Raw genomic sequence first — 15,893 nt, forward strand, 5'->3', positions numbered from 1 at the left:
CCATGATCACCCTGACCCGGCCGTCGCCGCGCCGCCTCCTCCGGCGGGCGCGGGTGGCGACGGCCCCCGTTCTCACCGGCCTGCTCACCGTCCTGCTCACCGCGTGCTCGTCCCCGGCCGCCGGCGACGTCCCGCCGCACGCCGCCGCCACCCATGATGATCCGGCGTTCGAGAGCACCTTCCGGCACGCGTTCGCCGACGTGGACGGCGTCCGGATGCACTACGTGACCGGCGGCAGCGGCTCGCCCGTCGTGCTGCTCCACGGCTGGCCCCAGACCTGGTACGGCTGGTGGCCCATCATGCCGGCGCTCGCGGAGCATCACACCGTCTACGCCGTGGACCTGCCGGGCCTGGGTGACAGCACCGGCACGCCGAAGGGGTACGACAAGGCGACGCTGGCCCGGTACGTGCACACGCTGATCGCCGACCGGCTGAAGATCAGGAACGCCGCCGTCGTCGGCCATGACCTCGGAGCGGCGGTGGCCTTCCAGTACGCCGCCCAGTTCCCCGGGCACACCACCCGCCTCGGCTACCTGGACCTGCCGCTGCCGGGGCCGGGCATCGACGCGGCCACGTACCGGTCGCTGAGCTGGCACATCGCCTTCCACTCCCAGCGGCGGGTGCCCGAGACGGTGGTGGACGACGACGTACGTGAGTATCTGGCGCTGTTCTACCCGCAGGTCGCCTACGGCGGGACGGCGTTCGGCGGCACCTCCGTGCGGTCCCCCTTCACCGACGCCGAGATCGACGAGTACGCCCGCACGTACCGCCGCCCCTCGGCCCTGTCAGGCGGTTTCGAGCTCTACCGCGCACTCGACCAGGACGTCCGCGACACCACGGCGGCGGCGCCGGTACGGGTGCCGGCTCTGCTCATGACCGCCCAGGGCCAGCTCGACGCGGTCCACGCCACGGTCGAGCCGCGCGTGCGCACGATCGTCAGGGCCGTGGACGTGCCGAAGGCCGGTCACTGGCTGGTCGAGGAGAACCCCCGGTTCGTCACGGCGGAGCTGCTGCGCTTCCTCGCCGGATGATTCACCCGGTCGCGTCGTCGCCGTCCTCCACCGGCGTGGGACGTGGCCAGGTGACGGCGGCGAAGACCACCGAGCAGGCCAGGAACCCGGCGCACATGGCGGCCAAGCCCGCCCAGAACGAGCTGTAGGACTGGCCGAGGTCGATGCCCAGGAGCAGGGCCACGACCAGGCCCGCCACGAGACCACCGGCCAGGGCGGGGACGTAGCGGGGCGGCCGGTGCGCCAGGGCGCCGGTGAGCGGGAGCACCAGCGGGAACAGCGCCACCGCCCAGCCCGCCGTCGGCTCACCGAACAGGGCCAGCCGCACGGCCGAGACGACGGCCGAGACGCCGATCGCCACCACCGTCCAGATGACGAGCTTGACGGGGTGGTAGCGGACGTTGTGCTCGGAGGCGTGGGCCTCGGGGCCGAACGTCCAGAAAGAGAGCAGCTCCCCGATCATGTCGCCGAGATCGGCCCTGCCGTCCCCGGGGCTCCTGTCAGAACTCATGGCGGCCATGATCCCACACGTCACGAGCCTGGCCGCTCGTCGATGAGGCCGAGGAAGGCGGCGGCGGCAGGGGACGGGCGGTCCTGCCAGATCAGGTGCTCGACGCGGGTGGGGGCGCCACGCAGGCGGATGACGCGCAGGTCGGGGAAGCGGGTGGCGTACGCGGCGGGGAGCATGCCGACGCCGAGTCCCTGGCGGACCAGGTCCACCATGAAGTCGGCGGACGACACCTCGAAGGGCACCTCGCGCCGCACCCCCGCCGCCGCGAACGCCTCGTCCGACTGCACGCGCCCGGCCACGCCCGCCCTGAAGTCGATGAACGGCTCGTCCGCCAGGCCCGCCAGGTCCGACTCCGGCTCCGTACGGGGATGGTCGGGGGCCACCACGGCGACCAGCTCGCCGCCGCCGAGCCTGCGGCTGCGCACGCCCTTGGGTTCGGCGCGCGGCGGCAGGCCGAGGAAGGCGACGTCGGCGCCGCCCTGGCGGACCCGTTCGATGAGGTGGTCGCTGCCCGCCGAGGTGAGCGTGATGCCGACCTTGGGATGGCGGCGGCGGTAGTCGCGCAGCAGGACCGGCAGGTCGAGCGCGGTCACGGTGGGGATGGCGCCGACGGCGAGCCGGCCGCGCAGCTCGCCGCCGGCCGCCGCCACGTCGGCCCGCGCCCGGTCGGCGGCCTCCAGGCAGGCGCGGGCCTCCGGCAGGAACGCCTCACCTGCCGGTGTCAGCCGGACCCTGCGGCTGGTGCGCTCGAACAGCCGGGCGCCGAGCTCGCGTTCGAGCGCGGCGATCTGGTGGCTGAGCGCCGACTGGACGACGCGGCAGCGCTCGGCGGCGCGGGTGAAGTTCAGCGTCTCGGCGACCGCGACGACGTACCTCAGCTGTTGCAGCTCCATCCATCCATCGTGCCCCACGATCGATCACGATGACAAAGATGTGTTGGACTCATTGATCCTCCCTCCACCACCCTGGAACACATGACATTGCAGCAAGAGGTGCGGCATGAGTCCGCTGTCCGGCCGTGGCTCGGGGTCGCGGCGATCACCGCCAGCCTGTTCGTCTTCCTCACCACCGAGCTGATGCCCGTCGGCCTGCTCACCCCCATCAGCGCCGGCCTGGACATCTCGGTCGGCGCCGCCGGGCTGATGGTGACGTTGATGGGGGTCTCGGCCGGATTGGGAGTGCCGTTCATCGTGGCGTGGACCAGGCGGGTCAACCGGCGCGTGCTGCTGGCGACGCTGCTCGCGGTGCTGACCCTGGGCAACCTGATCACCGCCGTGTCGCCCAGTTATCCGCTGCTGCTGGGCACCCGGCTGGTGATGGGGTTCGCCAGCGGCGTGTTCTGGGGGATCGGCGTGGCCATGGCGATGCGGCTGGTGCCCGAGCGGCACGCGAGCCGGGCGGCGTCGGTGGTCATGTCGGGCATCTCGATCGGCGCGGTGGCCGGCATCCCCTTGGGCACGACCTTGGAGAGCCTGACCGACTGGCGGACCACCTTTCTCATCTGGAGCGGGCTGAGCGCGCTGGTGTTCGTCGCGGTCGCCGTGCTCGTCCCCTCACTGCCGTCGGCGAACGCGGTGTCGGTGCGGGAGGTGTTCCTGCTGCCGCTGCGCAACGGGCCGCTGCGGCTGGTGCTGACGGCCGTGGTGCTGTTCGTGCTCGGGCACTTCGGGGCGTACACGTTCGTGCGTCCGTTCCTGGAGGAGCACGCCGGCGCGACGCCGCTGTTCGTGACGGTCACCCTGATGGCGTACGGGGTCGGCGGCGCGATCGGGAACCTCGTCGCCGGGCCCGTCGTGGCCAGGAACGCCAGGGGCGGCTTCCTCGCCGGGAGCGCCGGGCTGGTGGCGTCGCTGCTGGCGCTGCTCTTCCTCGGCCAGAGCGCGGCCGGGGCGGTCGTCACGCTGGTGGTGTGGGGGGTGGCGTTCGGCGTGGTGCAGCTGAGCCAGGTCACCATGACGCAGGCGGCCGCTCCCGAGACGTTCGAGGCCGCGATGTCGCTCAACACGATGGCGTACAACACCTCCATCGCGCTGGGGGCGCTGGTGGGCGGGGTGTTCGCCGACCGGCTGGGGGTGTCCAGCGTCGTCTGGTTCGGGATCGGGCTCACCGCGGCCGCGCTGCTGCTCGTCCTCGGCGCTCAGACGAGCAGGACGCGGCGGCCCCTCGTGTGACCCGCCTGGCTGTCGATGTGCGCCTGCGCGGCGTCGGCCAGCGCGTACGCCTTCTCGACCGGGATGTGCAGCCTGCCGAGGCCGATGAGGCGGACGGTCTCGGCGAGCGCGTCCGGCATGCTGCCCGCCACGCCGGAGAAGCGGACGCCGAACTCGGGGGCGTCCAGGCCGGCGATGGAGACCACCCGGCGCGGGTCACCGGTGAGCTCGACCAGCTCGCCGACGACGCCCGCGCCGGCCACGTCGATGGCGGCGTCCACCGGGCCGAGCTCGCGCACCCGGCCGGGCCAGCCCGCGTCGTAGGTGGTGGCGCGGGCGCCCAGGCCGCGTACGTAGTCCTGGTTCGCGGCCCCCGCGGTGCCGATCACCGCGATGCCGCGGTCGCGGGCCACCTGCAGCACCGCCGACCCCACTCCCCCGGCCGCGCCGCTGACCAGCAGCGTCTGCCCGGGCCGCACGCCGGTCTCGCGGATGACGCGCAGCGCGGTCTCCATCACCGACGGGTAGCCGGCCGCCTCCTCGAACGTCAGGCCGTCGGGCATGCGGGTCCATGCGTCCAGGACGGCGAACTCGGCGTAGGTCTCGTGGCCCTCGCCGAAGACCCGGTCGCCGATCTCCACGCCTTCGACGCCGGGGCCGATCTCGTCCACCACCCCGGCGGCGTCGAGGCCGATGCCGGCGGGCAACTCGACCTCGCCCATGCCTTCGCGGACCCGCCAGTCGTAGGGGTTGACGCCGGCCGCGCGTACCGCGATGCGGATCCGGCCGGGGCCCGGGTGGGGCTCCTCGGCGTCGATGAGGTGCAGGACGTCGGGGCCGCCGTACGCGGCGAAGCTCACTTTCTTCATGCCGCCGACCGTAACACTAACCGTTAGTGTTTCAAAACGGTTGTTGTTTCGTAGCTGGTAGCATCAGCGCATGACCATGCCCACCGGACGTCGCGAACGCAAGAAGGCGGCGACCCGTCAGAAGATCGCCGACGCCGCGCTGCGGCTCTTCATGGAGCGGGGTTACGACGCGGTGGGCATCCGCGACGTGGCCGCCGAGGCCGACGTGGCGGTCACCACGGTCTTCGCGCACTTCGCCGGGAAAGAGGCGCTGGTGTTCGACCAGGACGAGAACTTCGAGCAGCGCCTCGTCCAGGCCGTGCGCGGCCGGGCGCCACACGAGCCGCTCATGCCCGCACTCCGGCGGGAGATCCACGCCCTCGTACGCCACTGCACGAGCGAGGACGCCGCCCCGCTGTGGCGCATGATCGACGAGGTGCCTGCGCTGCGGGCGTACGAGGAGTCCATGCGGCTGCGCCACGCACGCGCGCTGGCCACGGCCCTCACCGCCCATTTCGGGCTGCCGCCGGAGACGACGGCCTGCCGGGCGATCGCCAGGTTCGCGATCGACGCCTTCTCCCTGGCCCGCGAGTCCACCGACCCGGAGGCGACCGTGGACGAGGTCTTCGAGATGATCGAGGCCGCCTGGGAAACGGCGGCCCCCGCGCTCGTGCGACCGGCGGCCGGTGGGCGACGAGGCTCGGCGCTTCAGACCCCCAGCCGTTGAGGTCAGGGCCGCTCGCGCAGGAGCCGGTCGTAGGGGACGGCGTAGCTGGTGTGGCCTTGACCTGTGGTGGTCGTCGCCTTGAAAAGGGAGTTGAGCAGGGCTTCCTCGACCGCGTCCATGACGGCCGTGAAGAGCGGGCTGAGCGTCTCGTCGGGCAGGAGCGGCGACGACGCAGGGGCGGTGCTGAAGGCGATGGCGTAGTCGCCGCTGCCGTTCGAGTACGACGCCCCGACCCGGCCCATCGCGAAGATCGCGCGGCGGGCGAGACGGCCCAGCCTGCGGGCGTCGAGCGGGGCGTCGGTGGCGACCACGATCATGCAGGAGTTGCCCGGCGGCTCCGCACCGTCGGCTCCCGGCACCAGCTCGGCCGCCGGCATCGGGACGCCCTGGACGGTCAGCACGCCGCCGAAGTTCGCCTGGACGAGCGCTCCCGCCGTGACCGGGACACCCTCGATCACCAGTCGCCTGGACGAGGTGCCGATGCCGGCCTTGAAGCCCAGCGCCGTCGTGCCGGTGCCCGCGCCCACGCAGCCCTCGCCGGGCAGGTCGGCGGTCGCGCCTTCGAGCGCGTCGAGCACGTGCCGCTCGGTGATCGGGCGGCGCCTGATGTCGGACAGGAACCCGTCGTTGGTCTCTCCCGCCACGCAGTTGAACGACAGGCCGTCGGGGCGAAGGCGCATCACGTACGACAGCAGCGCGTCGGCCGCCCGATAGACCGACAGCGTGCCGGTCAGCACGATCGGCGACTCGAGGACGCCGAGCTCGTCGATCTGGGTGGAGCCGACGAGCTTGCCGTAGCCGTTGCCGACCTCGACGGCCGCCGGGAGCCGCCAGGTGGCGAACAGCTGCTCGGGGACGATCGCGGTGACGCCGGTGTGCAGGCCGGCCCCGTCGTCGAGCGTGGTGTGGCCGACCAGGACCCCTTCGACGTCGGTGATCGCGTTGCGCGGCCCGGTCGGCAGTCCTCCGACCACCACCCCCAGTTCCCGCGCCCGCACCCGCCCGCTCGGAACGCCGTGATCGTCGTCTGGTCGTCTCACATCGAGCAGTATCGCCGGGCCGTCCCGCCCCCGCCGCGCCGGGGTGCCGTGAGGTCAGGGGCGGGTGCCGCGTCAGGGGGTGAAGTCGAGCTTGAAGACGAAGCCCGCGGCGCGGTGGCCGCCGCCGGCGCCGCACACTCCCTTGTCGGCCTCGCCGTTCCAGAACATCACCCGGCACTTGTCGCAGAAGCGCCACTCGGTCTGCCCGGGGCCGTTGTGGTCGTGCGGCAGGAAGAACATGTAGCCCTGCCTGTTGTGAGCGCCGCCCGCCGGGCAGCGCCCCTGGTTGGCGGGGTCGCCGCTCCAGAACATGGTGAAGCACCTGTCGCAGAACCGCCACTGGTCCTGCCCGCCCAGCGGCCCGGGCCGGTCGTGCGGCAGGAAGAAGATCCACCCGGCGGCGGCGTGACCGCCGCCCGCCGGGCAGACGCCCTTGGTGGGGTAGCCGTCGAAGAACAGGCCGCGGCAGCGCACGCAGAACCGCCAGGCGGCCTGACCGCGGTTGATCGCCTTGAACGTCACCGTGTAGTCGCCGCCGTCCCCCTGGACGCGCAGCGACTGCCGGGCCGGGTTGCCCGTCTCGGCCAGCGCGATGTCGCCGGAGGTGAAGCGCACCTCGCGGGGCGGGCCGACCTGGTCGTCGAAGTTCGGGGCTCCGGTGACGGTCTTGAGCGCGGAGTTGATGTCCTCGAGCAGCCGGCCGACGATGGTCGGGCGGGGCGTGCCCAGGGTGGCGCCGATGGTGCCGGAGACGGTGGCGGCGACGATGCCGCGCAGGTTCTCGGGGTCGCCGTTGTCGTTCTCCATGATGCCGACGATGAAGATGGCGTCGTCCGGGTCGGGCAGCGCCCGCTCCTCGCCCGCCAGGCCCCAGAACGACTGGAACGGCACCTGGTGCGTCTCCTGGCCGTCCACGTCGCCGAACGGGCCGTACCGGTAGACGCGCGACCTGGGCACGGCCGAGTTCGGCGGCCTGAGGTCGACCGCGGCGACGATCATGTACGGTTCGTCCGAGCCGACCTCGCTGGTCTCGCTGTGACAGCGGAAACTCTCCAGAGTGATGTAGATCACGGCCATCCCCTCCCGTTGTGCTCTGCGGAGCCGTTCTCATCAGGGTGGGTGCGGCCGCCCGGATCCACATGAGTAACGCCTACTCAAGCGCCGGTCTCGGCGGCGCTGCTCCTGCACGCCCAGCCCGGCATCCACTCGGCCCGTGCTCCGGCCGAGCTGAACGCCCGCCACGCGTCCCGCAGCAAGATCGACGATCCGTGACATCACCGTCTCCCGCGACGCCGGCCGGCTCTGAGCAGGCACAGCCAAGAGGTCTGATGGCCGCCAGCGGAGATCGTCCCGGTCGGCGATGCTGGCGCCATGACTACAGCGAATACGGCAAAAGACCAGGCCGGCGCCTGGACGGTGATGCAGAAGATCTACCAGGCCGAGGCCGCGTACGTGGCCGCGGGTGGATTCGGCAAGGCGAGCTACGACGACGTCGCCGCCTACCTCGATCCGGAGGTGACCCTGCATCAGGCTCCCGGGCTGCCCTTCACCGGTTCTGGAACCTGGCGCGGCCACGACGGCATGGAGCGGTTCCTGGCCCGGTTCAGTGCGGTCTGGGAGTCGATGGAGTTCCTGGAGCAGGAGCATTGGGGCGAGGGGGACACCGTGGTCGTGCGGAACCGGGTGCGCTTCCGCGCCCGTGCCACCGGCCGGGAGGTCGACACCTTGATCGTGCAGCTGATCACCGTCAGGGACGGCCGCATGCTCGAATGCCGCCCCTTCTATTGGGACCCGGGAGCGATCGCCGACGCCTGCCGACCGGACACGGCCGGCTGAGCAGGGGTTTCACGGCGGCGCGGGCTCGTGAAACCCGGTCGAGGGCGCGGTGAAACCCGGGCCGCCGAGAGTGCGGTCATGAGCATGACCGACATTCCACCCGGCGTGGCCGTCCGTGCCGAGGGGCTGGCGAAGACGTTCGGGACGCACCGCGCGGTCGACGGCGTCGACCTCGACGTGCGGACCGGCGAGATCTTCGGCATCCTCGGCCCGAACGGCGCCGGTAAGACCACCATGTTGCGGATGCTGGCCACGTTGCTGGCGATCGACGGGGGCCGGGCCGAGATCTTCGGGGTCGACGTGGCCCGCGACCCGCACGTCATCCGCCAGCTCGTCGGCGTCACCGGCCAGTACGCCTCCGTCGACGAGCACCTGACCGCCCGCGAGAACCTCTGGCTCTTCGGCCGCCTCCAGGGCCTGCCCGGCGCCCGCGCCCGCAGCGTCGGCGACGACCTGCTGGGCCGCTTCGGGCTGCTGGACGCCGCCGACAAGCCGATCGCGCAGTTCTCCGGCGGCATGCGGCGCCGCCTCGACCTGGCGGCCAGCCTCATCACCAGGCCGCCGCTGATCTTCCTGGACGAGCCGACCACCGGCCTCGACCCGCGCACCCGCGGCCAGATGTGGGAGACGATCCGCGGCCTGGTCGCCGACGGCTGCACGGTGCTGCTGACCACCCAGTATCTGGACGAGGCCGACCAGCTGTCCGACCGCGTCGCGGTCATCGACCACGGCCGCAAGGTCGCCGAGGGCACCCCCGACGAGCTGAAGACCACGGTCGGCGACTCCACGCTGCAGCTGCTGCTCGCCGACCCGGCCGACGTGCCCGCCGCCGTCGGGGTGGTGCGGCGCGTGCTCGGCACCGACCCGGTGCTGAGCCCCGAGCAGGGCCGGCTGAACGTCGCGCTCGACCAGGCCGACCTGGCCGGGGAGGTGCTGATCGCGCTGCGCACGGCCGGTCTGCCGATCGCGTCGGTCAGCGTCGCCAAGCCCAGCCTGGACGAGGTGTTCCTCGCCCTCACCGGCCACGAGACGGACGGCGACGACAACGAGGAGGACCGATGACCACCACGATCGCACCCGCCCGCGAGACGGTCGACGCCGCCGCCCGGGTGGCCGCCGCCCGCCGGCGCGTCTCCGTGGCGGAGACCGTCAGCCAGACCATGGCGATGGCGTGGCGGGCGCTGAAGAAGATGCGCCGCAACCCCGAGCAGTTCTTCGACGTGGCGTTGCAGCCCATCCTGTTCACCGCGATGTTCGCCTACGTCTTCGGCGGCGCCATCGCCGGCGACGTCGAGAGCTACCTGCCGCTGATGATCCCCGGCATCCTCGCCCAGACCGTGCTGACGACCTGCATGGCCACCGGTACGCAGCTGCGCGAGGACATGGAGAAGGGCGTCTTCGACCGGTTCAAGTCGTTGCCCATCGCCCGGATCGCGCCGCTCGCCGGCCCCATGGTGGCCGACCTGTCGCGCTACACGATCGCGGCCACGCTGACCTTCTCCATGGGGCTGGTGATGGGCTACCGGCCGGGCGGCGGGGCGGGCGGCGTGCTGGCCGCGATCCTGCTGGCCATCTTCACCGGCTGGTCGCTGGCGTGGATCTTCACCTGGATCGGCACGATCGCCAGGAGCGCCCAGGCCGTGCAGGGCTTCTCCATGATGATCCTGTTTCCGCTGACGTTCCTGTCGAACGCGTTCGTGCCGGTGGAGAGCCTGCCCGGGTGGCTGGCCGCGTTCGTCCGGGTCAACCCGGTCTCACACCTGGTCACGGCGGCCCGCGACCTGGCCAACCACGCCACCGTCTCCGGCGAGGTGGCCTGGACGATCCTCGCCGGCCTGGCCGTCATCGCGATCTTCGCGCCGCTGTCGGTCCGCAGCTACAAACGGCACCTGTGACCCGACCGTCGGCTCTGCGGCCTGCTCGACGAACCGCTGCGCCTCCCCGAGCAGGCCGGCACCGCGCCGGTCGCCGTACTCGGCGCGGACGGCCGCGAGCAGGCCGGGCGCGGCCCGCTCGGCGTGCGGCTCGATGCGCTCGATCGCCATGCTCGGCAGCAGGATGTTGTACGAGAACCGCTCGGCCAGCACCAGCAGCCTGATCGCGGGCTCGGCGGGCATGGCGCCGCGCAGCAGCCCCCAGGCGCCCAGCCCGAAGAGCATCGACCCGCACATCGGGTAGTCGAGGTGGGGGTTGTGGGGCGAGAGCAGGTCGTGGCGGGCGACGTCGGCGAACAGCCGCTCGCCGTAGCGGACGTCGTCGCCTCGGGCGTGGTACGCGTGCGCGGTCAGCGCGATCGACTCGGCGACGACCGTCCACGGGGCCGCCTCCACGTCCGCCATGCCGGGCACCCGCAGCTCGCGCGCCCGCTGCACGCCCAGCCTGAACGCGGCGAGCGCGCTGTCGGTCTCGCCCCTGGCCAGCGCGATCTCGGCGGAGCACAGCGCGAGCGTCGCCACCCCGCCCATCACCGGCTCGTTGTCGTTGATGCGCCCGATGACGGCCAGCTCGGCCTCCGCGCGCTCAAGGTCGCCGTCGGCGATGGCGGCCGACACCAGCACCGCCCGCAGCTGCGCCTCGTCGTCGGAGGCGCCGATGCGGTGCAGCACGGGCAGGGCGATCCTGGCGTGCTCGACGGCCCGCCTGCGGTCGCCGAGCTGCAGGATCAGGTGGGCCTGCATGGCGTGCATGATCGCGCCGAGCCATTGGCCGTCGTCCTGCTTCAGCAGCGCCACGGTCTGCTCGGCGGCCTCGACCGCGCCCGCCACGTCGCCCGCGTTCTCCAGCAGGTGGGCGCGCTGCCGCGTGGCCGCGAACGCGACGTACTCGTCGTCACTCGTGGACAGCTCGGCCAGCCGCTCCAGCATGGCGGGGGTGTCGAGCCCCTCGCCGGCGAGTGTCACCACGGTCAGCGCCACCAGGCGGGGGTCGGTCTCGGCGCCGACGGGCAACCGGCGCAGCAGATCGAGCAGCGCCTGCCCGCGGTGCTCGGCGACGACCATGATGTTGGAGAGCGTGACCAGCGTCGCCGCCCTGGTCACCTCGACCAGGGCGGGCGGCGGGGTCCAGCCGGTGAGCGCCTCGCTGATGGCGTCGCCGTGCACGAGGATGCGCTCGTGGTCGCCGCGTACGGACCACATCGCGCCGAGGCCGGCCAGCAGCCGCACGGTCGTGGCCGGGTCGGGCTCGGCGAGCGCCTGCCTGAGCAGGTCGGCGAGGTTGCCCTCCTCGGCGCGCAGCGCGTCGGCCGCCGCGAACTCCTCGGGACCGAACAGCCGGGTGGCGTGACCGAGCGAGTAGGCCGCCGCCCATGCGAGCTGCGCCCGCCGGGCGGGCTCCTCCTCGCCGGCCTCCTTCAGCTTCATCCTGCCGAACTCCCTGACCGTCTCCAGCATGCGGTAACGCAGGCCGTGGGCGGTCTCGCGGACGCTCAGCATCGACTGCTCGGCCAGGGCGTCCACGGCGTGCAGGGCGCCGTGACCGAGGACGGCCTCGGCCGCGGCGAGGGTGAAGCCGTCGCCGAACAACGACATCCAGCGCAGCGCCCGGCGTTCGGGCTCACCCAGCAGGTTCCAGGACCAGTCGATGACGGCGAGCAGCGTGCGGTGTCGGTCGGGGGCGGTCCTGTTGCCGCCGCGCAGCAGGGCGAACCGGTCGGCCAGCCGCCGCTCGATCTCCGCCACCGCCATCACCCGCACCTTGGCGGCGGCCAGCTCGATCGCCAGCGGCAGCCCGTCGAGGCGGGCGACCACCTGCTCGACCGTCGTGTCGTCGAGCAGGACGCCGGGGCGGGCGGCCGTGGCGCGCTGGCGGAACAGCTCGACCGCGTCCTGCCTCGGCAGCTCGCCCAGCAGGTAGACGCGCTCGGCGGGGATGGACAGCGGGGCGCGGGAGGTGATCAGCACCCGCAGGTCGCGGGTCGTCACGGTGAGGAACGCCACCAGGTCGGCGACGGCCTCGATCAGGTGCTCGCAGTTGTCGAGGATCAGCAGCGCGGGCGTCTGGGAGAGCTGCTGGGCGATCCTGGCGCGTACGTCCGAGCGCTGCTCCGCGGTCAGGATGCGGCGTCCGCTGATCGAGTCGCGCACCCCGAGCGCCGAGCCGACCTCCCCCACCACGCCCTCAGAGGAGGAGACGCCGACCAGCTCGACGAAGTGGGCGACGGGCTGCGCGGCGTGCCTGCCGACGACGTGGGCCAGCCGGGTCTTGCCCAGGCCGCCGGGGCCGACGATGGAGACCACCCGGTGGGCGTGCAGCAGGGCGTGCAGCGCGCGGATGTCGTCGTCGCGGCCGAGCAGGGTGGAGCCGTCGTACAGGATGCCCTGGCGCACCGGGCGGTCGGCGGCCAGCAGCTCGGCGTGCACGCGGGCCAGGTCGGGGCCGGGCCCGGTGCCGAGGCGGGCGGCCAGCTCGGCGCGGTGGCGCTCGTAGCGCTCGAGCGCGGCGGGCGCGCCGCGGACGGCGGACTCGCTGCGCAGCAGGCAGGCCAGCAGCTCCTCGTCCTGGGGGCGGCCGGCGGCGGCCTGCTCAAGCAGCGGCAGGGCCTGGTCGTGCGCGCCGGCCCGCGAGTGGGCGATCGCAGCCACCCTGCGGGCCTCGGCGGCGCAGGCGGCGGCGAGGTCGCGCAGCTCGGACAGCGCGCCCGCCGCCCGGTCGGCGCCGCCGAGCGCGGACGTCATGGCCAGCGCCTCTTCCGCGTGCCGGACGGCGAGCGCCGTGTCGCCGCCCGCCAGCGCGTCGCGGGCGCGCTCGGCCAGCGCTTCGAGCAGCAGGACGTCCACGTCCTGCGCGGGCAGCCCGAGCCGGTAGCCGCGCGGCGTGCGCTCCACGACGGCCGCGCCCGTCGCCGCCCTGGTGCGGGAGACGACGACCTGCAGCGCCTTCGTCGGGTTGGCCGGCGGCTCCTCCGGCCACAGCTCCTCCACCAGCCGCTCGTCGCTGACCCCCGCGCGGCCGCGCAGGGCGAGCAGGGCCAGCAGCGTGTGGGCGCGATCGCCGGACACGCGGGCACCCTGCCAGCGCAGGCCGTCCAGCAGAACCAGAGCGGGGGACATACCGACAGCTTAGGACGAGCGGCGCCCGCCCCGCTGATCGATGATCACCAGGTGGTCGTCTCCACGGTGAAGGCGGGGACGAGGTTCTCGCGCAGCGCCTCCAGGAAGGTGACGATCTCGGCGGCGACCGCGCGGTGCTGAAGGCCGTCGAGCACGTCGTGGTGGGCGCCCCTGACGACGGCCAGGCGGGCCTTCGGGAGGGTCCTGGCCGCTGCGACGATCGCGCCGAGGTCCGCCGAGGTCGGCGTCGCCGGTCAGCAGCAGGTGGGGGATGCCGGTGGTGTTCGCGTACGCCGCGTCGAGCAGGTCCTGCGGCAGGACGGTGGCCAGCGTGCCGCGCCGTACCCGCTCGTCGCCGGTCAGGACGCCGGGATGGGTGGGGCAGGACGTGCGGACGTCCAGCTCGTCCTCCCATGAGGCGTCCTCCCGCGTGCCGATGGCGGGGAGGCCGGCGAGGACGACACCGTCCGGCCACCAGACGTCGTGCGGAGGGGCGGGGGCGAGCAGGGGGCGGCTGCGGGACCCGCGACCGGCGCGTCCACGACGCGGACGCGGTAGGCGTCGTAGGCGAGGCGGGCGCCGAGGCGGGCGTAGGTGGCGCGGGTCTCGCCGCGGCCGGGCACGACGATGACCGTGCCTCGGGTCCGCAGCCCTTCGGGGGCGTGGTGGTCGCCGGTGTGCGTCATGTGCGAGCTCCAGGTGGTCATGAGAGGTCGGAGGGGGTCAGGGCGCGTACCTGCTCCCGCAGGGCCCGGCGGGCGGCGGGGTCGGGGGGCTGCTCGTCCCTGATCGACGGCACGGACGTACCAGCAGCCGGGTGTAGGGGTGGCGCGGCGCGAGGAAGATCTCCTCGGTGGTGCCGGTCTCCACCGCCCGCCCGTGGTGGAGCACGACGACGCGGTCCGCGACGCCGCCGAGCGAGCCGAGGTCGTGCGTGATGAGCAGGACGTCGAGGTCGCGGGTCTCGCGCAGGCGCAGCAGGAGTGCGGCGCGACCCGTACGGCGCCGCTCGCTGTGACGCCGCCCCATCACGCGCTCGCCGTGTCCGGGGCGCGCGCCGTCGCCGAGCGGGCCGGGGTCGCCTTCCTCCGGGCAAGCGAGCTGCCCGGTCTGCGCCGGCCCGACCGCACCACGTACGTCTTCGACGTCCGCACGGCCGCCGTACGCGCGCGGGCACCTCGACGGCGCCCGGCACGCGCCCGGCGGGCAGCTCGTCCAGGAGACCGACCACTACGCGCCGGTGCCCGGCGCCCGCATCGTGGTCGTGGACGACGACGGGGTACGCGCGGCGATGACCGGCTCGTGGCTGGCCCATCCCCGGCGCCTGGTACGCCGCCCGCGCCCTGCTGCCCGCCGCGCTCGCCGTGATCGACGCCGCGCCCCGGTACGTCCTCATCTCACCGACCGGCCTCCTGGCCCGCTTCGTCGCCGCCGACCCCCGCCACGCTTTCGCCTTGGAAGGCGGCACCGCGGCCTGGCACTTCCCCCTGGAGACGGCCGGGGGCCGGTACGCGGTCGCACCGGCCGACCGGTACCGGCGTCCGTACGAGGGCACGGACAACCCGCGGGAGGCCGTGGAGGCGTACCTGGAGTGGGAGTTCGGCCTGGTCGAGCAGCTCGAACGCGACGGCACCCGCCACTTCCAGGTGCTGCGCTGAGCACGAGGTGTCCTACAGGCCTGGAGGCAGATCCGTGCTGACGCGCACGCCGACACCGAGCCCGCTTGCAACGACCGCCCCGGTGGTGCCAGGAGACCCGTCGTACCTCTTGTTACGGGCGGCGGCGGGGTAAGCCGCATACGGCATGTCCGGCGAATCGGCGAGCTTCTGCATCTCTTTCGGGTTGAGAATGGCGAGCGTCGAATAGCCGGTGCCGATCACCCCGTCCCGGCGCCAGCGGCGGAGGGTGCGCCAGACCGACGACTCGCTGACTCCGATCCACGCAGCGAGATCAGCGTGCGACAAGGAAGGAGCGAGGACGTTACGGCCGCCGGCCTGCCGTTCTCCGAAACGGTGCAGCAATGCCAGAAGAAGCCGCGCCAGCCGGGTTTCGATGTCGAGCCGGACGGCGGCGCGCACCTGGTCGTCGAAATGTTGTTTCTCACCTTGCACCTGGTGGATGAGCGTACGGATCCCGGGCATGTCGTGCATGGCGATCGGGACGAGCTCAGGAGCGATGTGAAGGACTCGTCCCTTCGTCAGCACGATCCCCTCCACGTGCGGCGTCTCCCTGTACTGGTAGGGGACGTACGAGGAATCGACGAGATCGCCGGGCGCGGCCACATCGACGACCTGCCGCGTCGTGGAGGCACTTCCCACCTGGAGCAGGATCCAGCAGCCCGCGGTCAGGACCGTGATGCCCTGCCGGGGACGGGCGGTCAGACGGTCGCCTTTGAACACGTGCCGCTGCGTTCCCAGGCGCAGCAGGGCCTGACGTTCCAGGGCGGGAAGCGCACGCCAAAAGGCGAGCCGGCTGGGTCTTCTGGGGGGCGGTAGCGCATGCATCGCAGCGCCCCTAAGCGCCGTAGAGTGCGTACAGGATCGCCGGGATGGCGCCCAGCGTGAGGGTGAGCGTGACCAGCACCCGTACGAGAGCGGCGGGAGCGCGCTTGGCGACTTTTATGGCGACGTAGCTGTAGATGACGATGATTGCTGCAACGAGCAGCGCGCCCATACTGAAGGTGAATACGTTTCTCATTATCCTTTGCCTCTTTGTCGATT

16 protein-coding genes and 1 pseudogene are annotated in these 15,893 nt (G+C 72.8%); 7 read left to right on the top strand and 10 right to left on the bottom strand.

Annotation, left to right across the window (positions count from 1 at the left end; translation table 11 throughout):
• Positions 1-2 precede the first annotated feature (2 nt).
• Positions 3-1,031: an alpha/beta hydrolase gene (locus AB0K18_RS08945; protein ID WP_364912002.1), complete on the top strand. Its 1,029-nt coding sequence runs from the start codon at positions 3-5 to the stop codon at positions 1,029-1,031.
• A gap of 1 nt (position 1,032) precedes the next feature.
• Here the strand turns inward: AB0K18_RS08945 and AB0K18_RS08950 are convergent, their stop codons facing one another.
• Both AB0K18_RS08950 and AB0K18_RS08955 read right to left on the bottom strand, forming a co-directional pair.
• On the bottom strand, positions 1,033-1,521 hold the full coding sequence (locus AB0K18_RS08950; protein ID WP_364912003.1) for a hypothetical protein: 489 nt from the start codon (positions 1,519-1,521) through the stop codon (positions 1,033-1,035).
• 20 nt (positions 1,522-1,541) lie between these two features.
• Positions 1,542-2,414 (bottom strand): LysR family transcriptional regulator, encoded by an 873-nt coding sequence (locus tag AB0K18_RS08955; RefSeq protein ID WP_364912006.1) that lies wholly within the window; start codon positions 2,412-2,414, stop codon positions 1,542-1,544.
• Between the two features lie 81 nt (positions 2,415-2,495).
• On the opposite strand from AB0K18_RS08955, the gene AB0K18_RS08960 reads away from it, so the two are divergent.
• On the top strand, positions 2,496-3,692 hold the full coding sequence (locus AB0K18_RS08960) for an MFS transporter (protein WP_364912008.1): 1,197 nt from the start codon (positions 2,496-2,498) through the stop codon (positions 3,690-3,692).
• Here AB0K18_RS08960 and AB0K18_RS08965 read toward each other — a convergent pair.
• On the bottom strand, positions 3,659-4,540 hold the full coding sequence (locus AB0K18_RS08965) for an NADP-dependent oxidoreductase (protein WP_364912011.1): 882 nt from the start codon (positions 4,538-4,540) through the stop codon (positions 3,659-3,661). The genes AB0K18_RS08960 and AB0K18_RS08965 overlap by 34 nt on opposite strands.
• Before the next feature lie 70 nt (positions 4,541-4,610).
• Between AB0K18_RS08965 and AB0K18_RS08970 the strand changes: the two genes are divergently transcribed.
• Positions 4,611-5,246, top strand: coding sequence for a helix-turn-helix domain-containing protein (locus tag AB0K18_RS08970; RefSeq protein ID WP_364912014.1), 636 nt, complete (start codon positions 4,611-4,613; stop codon positions 5,244-5,246).
• Between the two features lie 2 nt (positions 5,247-5,248).
• Here the strand turns inward: AB0K18_RS08970 and AB0K18_RS08975 are convergent, their stop codons facing one another.
• Positions 5,249-6,286, bottom strand: coding sequence for a P1 family peptidase (locus tag AB0K18_RS08975; RefSeq protein WP_364912016.1), 1,038 nt, complete (start codon positions 6,284-6,286; stop codon positions 5,249-5,251).
• 72 nt (positions 6,287-6,358) lie between these two features.
• A complete protein-coding gene (locus AB0K18_RS08980; RefSeq protein WP_364912019.1) occupies positions 6,359-7,357 on the bottom strand; it encodes a hypothetical protein in 999 nt (332 codons plus the stop codon).
• Between the two features lie 300 nt (positions 7,358-7,657).
• On the opposite strand from AB0K18_RS08980, the gene AB0K18_RS08985 reads away from it, so the two are divergent.
• The 3 genes from AB0K18_RS08985 (at position 7,658) to AB0K18_RS08995 (ending at position 10,017) form a co-directional block, all read left to right on the top strand.
• Entirely contained in the window at positions 7,658-8,122 is a 465-nt protein-coding gene (locus AB0K18_RS08985) for a nuclear transport factor 2 family protein (protein ID WP_364912022.1), read from the top strand.
• Between the two features lie 84 nt (positions 8,123-8,206).
• Positions 8,207-9,184 (top strand): ATP-binding cassette domain-containing protein, encoded by a 978-nt coding sequence (locus AB0K18_RS08990; protein WP_364912733.1) that lies wholly within the window; start codon positions 8,207-8,209, stop codon positions 9,182-9,184.
• Complete coding sequence (locus AB0K18_RS08995) at positions 9,181-10,017, top strand: ABC transporter permease (RefSeq protein WP_364912025.1); 837 nt, start codon at positions 9,181-9,183, stop codon at positions 10,015-10,017. The genes AB0K18_RS08990 and AB0K18_RS08995 overlap by 4 nt, the downstream gene beginning before the upstream one ends.
• Positions 10,018-11,703: 1,686 nt before the next feature.
• Here the strand turns inward: AB0K18_RS08995 and AB0K18_RS09000 are convergent.
• The 3 genes and pseudogenes from AB0K18_RS09000 to AB0K18_RS09010 all read right to left on the bottom strand — a co-directional run.
• Positions 11,704-13,173: pseudogene (locus AB0K18_RS09000) on the bottom strand (BTAD domain-containing putative transcriptional regulator); the annotation flags it as partial.
• Between the two features lie 359 nt (positions 13,174-13,532).
• Positions 13,533-13,859 (bottom strand): hypothetical protein, encoded by a 327-nt coding sequence (locus AB0K18_RS09005; protein WP_364912028.1) that lies wholly within the window; start codon positions 13,857-13,859, stop codon positions 13,533-13,535.
• A 37-nt stretch (positions 13,860-13,896) separates the two neighbouring features.
• Positions 13,897-14,202, bottom strand: a complete 306-nt coding sequence (locus AB0K18_RS09010) for a hypothetical protein (RefSeq protein WP_364912031.1) — start codon at positions 14,200-14,202, stop codon at positions 13,897-13,899.
• 335 nt (positions 14,203-14,537) lie between these two features.
• Between AB0K18_RS09010 and AB0K18_RS09015 the strand changes: the two genes are divergently transcribed.
• Positions 14,538-14,831: a hypothetical protein gene (locus tag AB0K18_RS09015; protein ID WP_364912034.1), complete on the top strand. Its 294-nt coding sequence runs from the start codon at positions 14,538-14,540 to the stop codon at positions 14,829-14,831.
• Positions 14,832-14,843: 12 nt separating this feature from the next.
• On the opposite strand, the gene AB0K18_RS09020 is transcribed toward AB0K18_RS09015, so the two are convergent.
• Both AB0K18_RS09020 and AB0K18_RS09025 read right to left on the bottom strand, forming a co-directional pair.
• Entirely contained in the window at positions 14,844-15,572 is a 729-nt protein-coding gene (locus tag AB0K18_RS09020) for a helix-turn-helix domain-containing protein (RefSeq protein ID WP_364912037.1), read from the bottom strand.
• Positions 15,573-15,687: 115 nt separating this feature from the next.
• The gene (locus AB0K18_RS09025) at positions 15,688-15,870 is read right to left on the bottom strand and encodes a hypothetical protein (RefSeq protein ID WP_364912039.1); all 183 of its coding nucleotides are present in this window, start codon (positions 15,868-15,870) and stop codon (positions 15,688-15,690) included.
• Positions 15,871-15,893: the final 23 nt, after the last annotated feature.

The organism is Nonomuraea sp. NPDC049421 (assembly GCF_040677005.1).
Classification (GTDB): domain Bacteria; phylum Actinomycetota; class Actinomycetes; order Streptosporangiales; family Streptosporangiaceae; genus Nonomuraea; species Nonomuraea salmonea.

What these genes read in the sequence shown, in the direction of transcription:
- AB0K18_RS08945 (WP_364912002.1), top strand. Translation starts at nt 3, where the DNA reads ATGATCACCCTGACCCGGCCGTCGCCGCGCCGCCTCCTCCGGCGGGCG.
- AB0K18_RS08950 (WP_364912003.1), bottom strand. Translation starts at nt 1,521, where the DNA reads ATGAGTTCTGACAGGAGCCCCGGGGACGGCAGGGCCGATCTCGGCGAC.
- AB0K18_RS08955 (WP_364912006.1), bottom strand. Translation starts at nt 2,414, where the DNA reads ATGGAGCTGCAACAGCTGAGGTACGTCGTCGCGGTCGCCGAGACGCTG.
- AB0K18_RS08960 (WP_364912008.1), top strand. Translation starts at nt 2,496, where the DNA reads ATGACATTGCAGCAAGAGGTGCGGCATGAGTCCGCTGTCCGGCCGTGG.
- AB0K18_RS08965 (WP_364912011.1), bottom strand. Translation starts at nt 4,540, where the DNA reads ATGAAGAAAGTGAGCTTCGCCGCGTACGGCGGCCCCGACGTCCTGCAC.
- AB0K18_RS08970 (WP_364912014.1), top strand. Translation starts at nt 4,611, where the DNA reads ATGACCATGCCCACCGGACGTCGCGAACGCAAGAAGGCGGCGACCCGT.
- AB0K18_RS08985 (WP_364912022.1), top strand. Translation starts at nt 7,658, where the DNA reads ATGACTACAGCGAATACGGCAAAAGACCAGGCCGGCGCCTGGACGGTG.
- AB0K18_RS08990 (WP_364912733.1), top strand. Translation starts at nt 8,207, where the DNA reads ATGACCGACATTCCACCCGGCGTGGCCGTCCGTGCCGAGGGGCTGGCG.
- AB0K18_RS08995 (WP_364912025.1), top strand. Translation starts at nt 9,181, where the DNA reads ATGACCACCACGATCGCACCCGCCCGCGAGACGGTCGACGCCGCCGCC.
- AB0K18_RS09005 (WP_364912028.1), bottom strand. Translation starts at nt 13,859, where the DNA reads ATGACGCACACCGGCGACCACCACGCCCCCGAAGGGCTGCGGACCCGA.
- AB0K18_RS09010 (WP_364912031.1), bottom strand. Translation starts at nt 14,202, where the DNA reads ATGGGGCGGCGTCACAGCGAGCGGCGCCGTACGGGTCGCGCCGCACTC.
- AB0K18_RS09025 (WP_364912039.1), bottom strand. Translation starts at nt 15,870, where the DNA reads ATGAGAAACGTATTCACCTTCAGTATGGGCGCGCTGCTCGTTGCAGCA.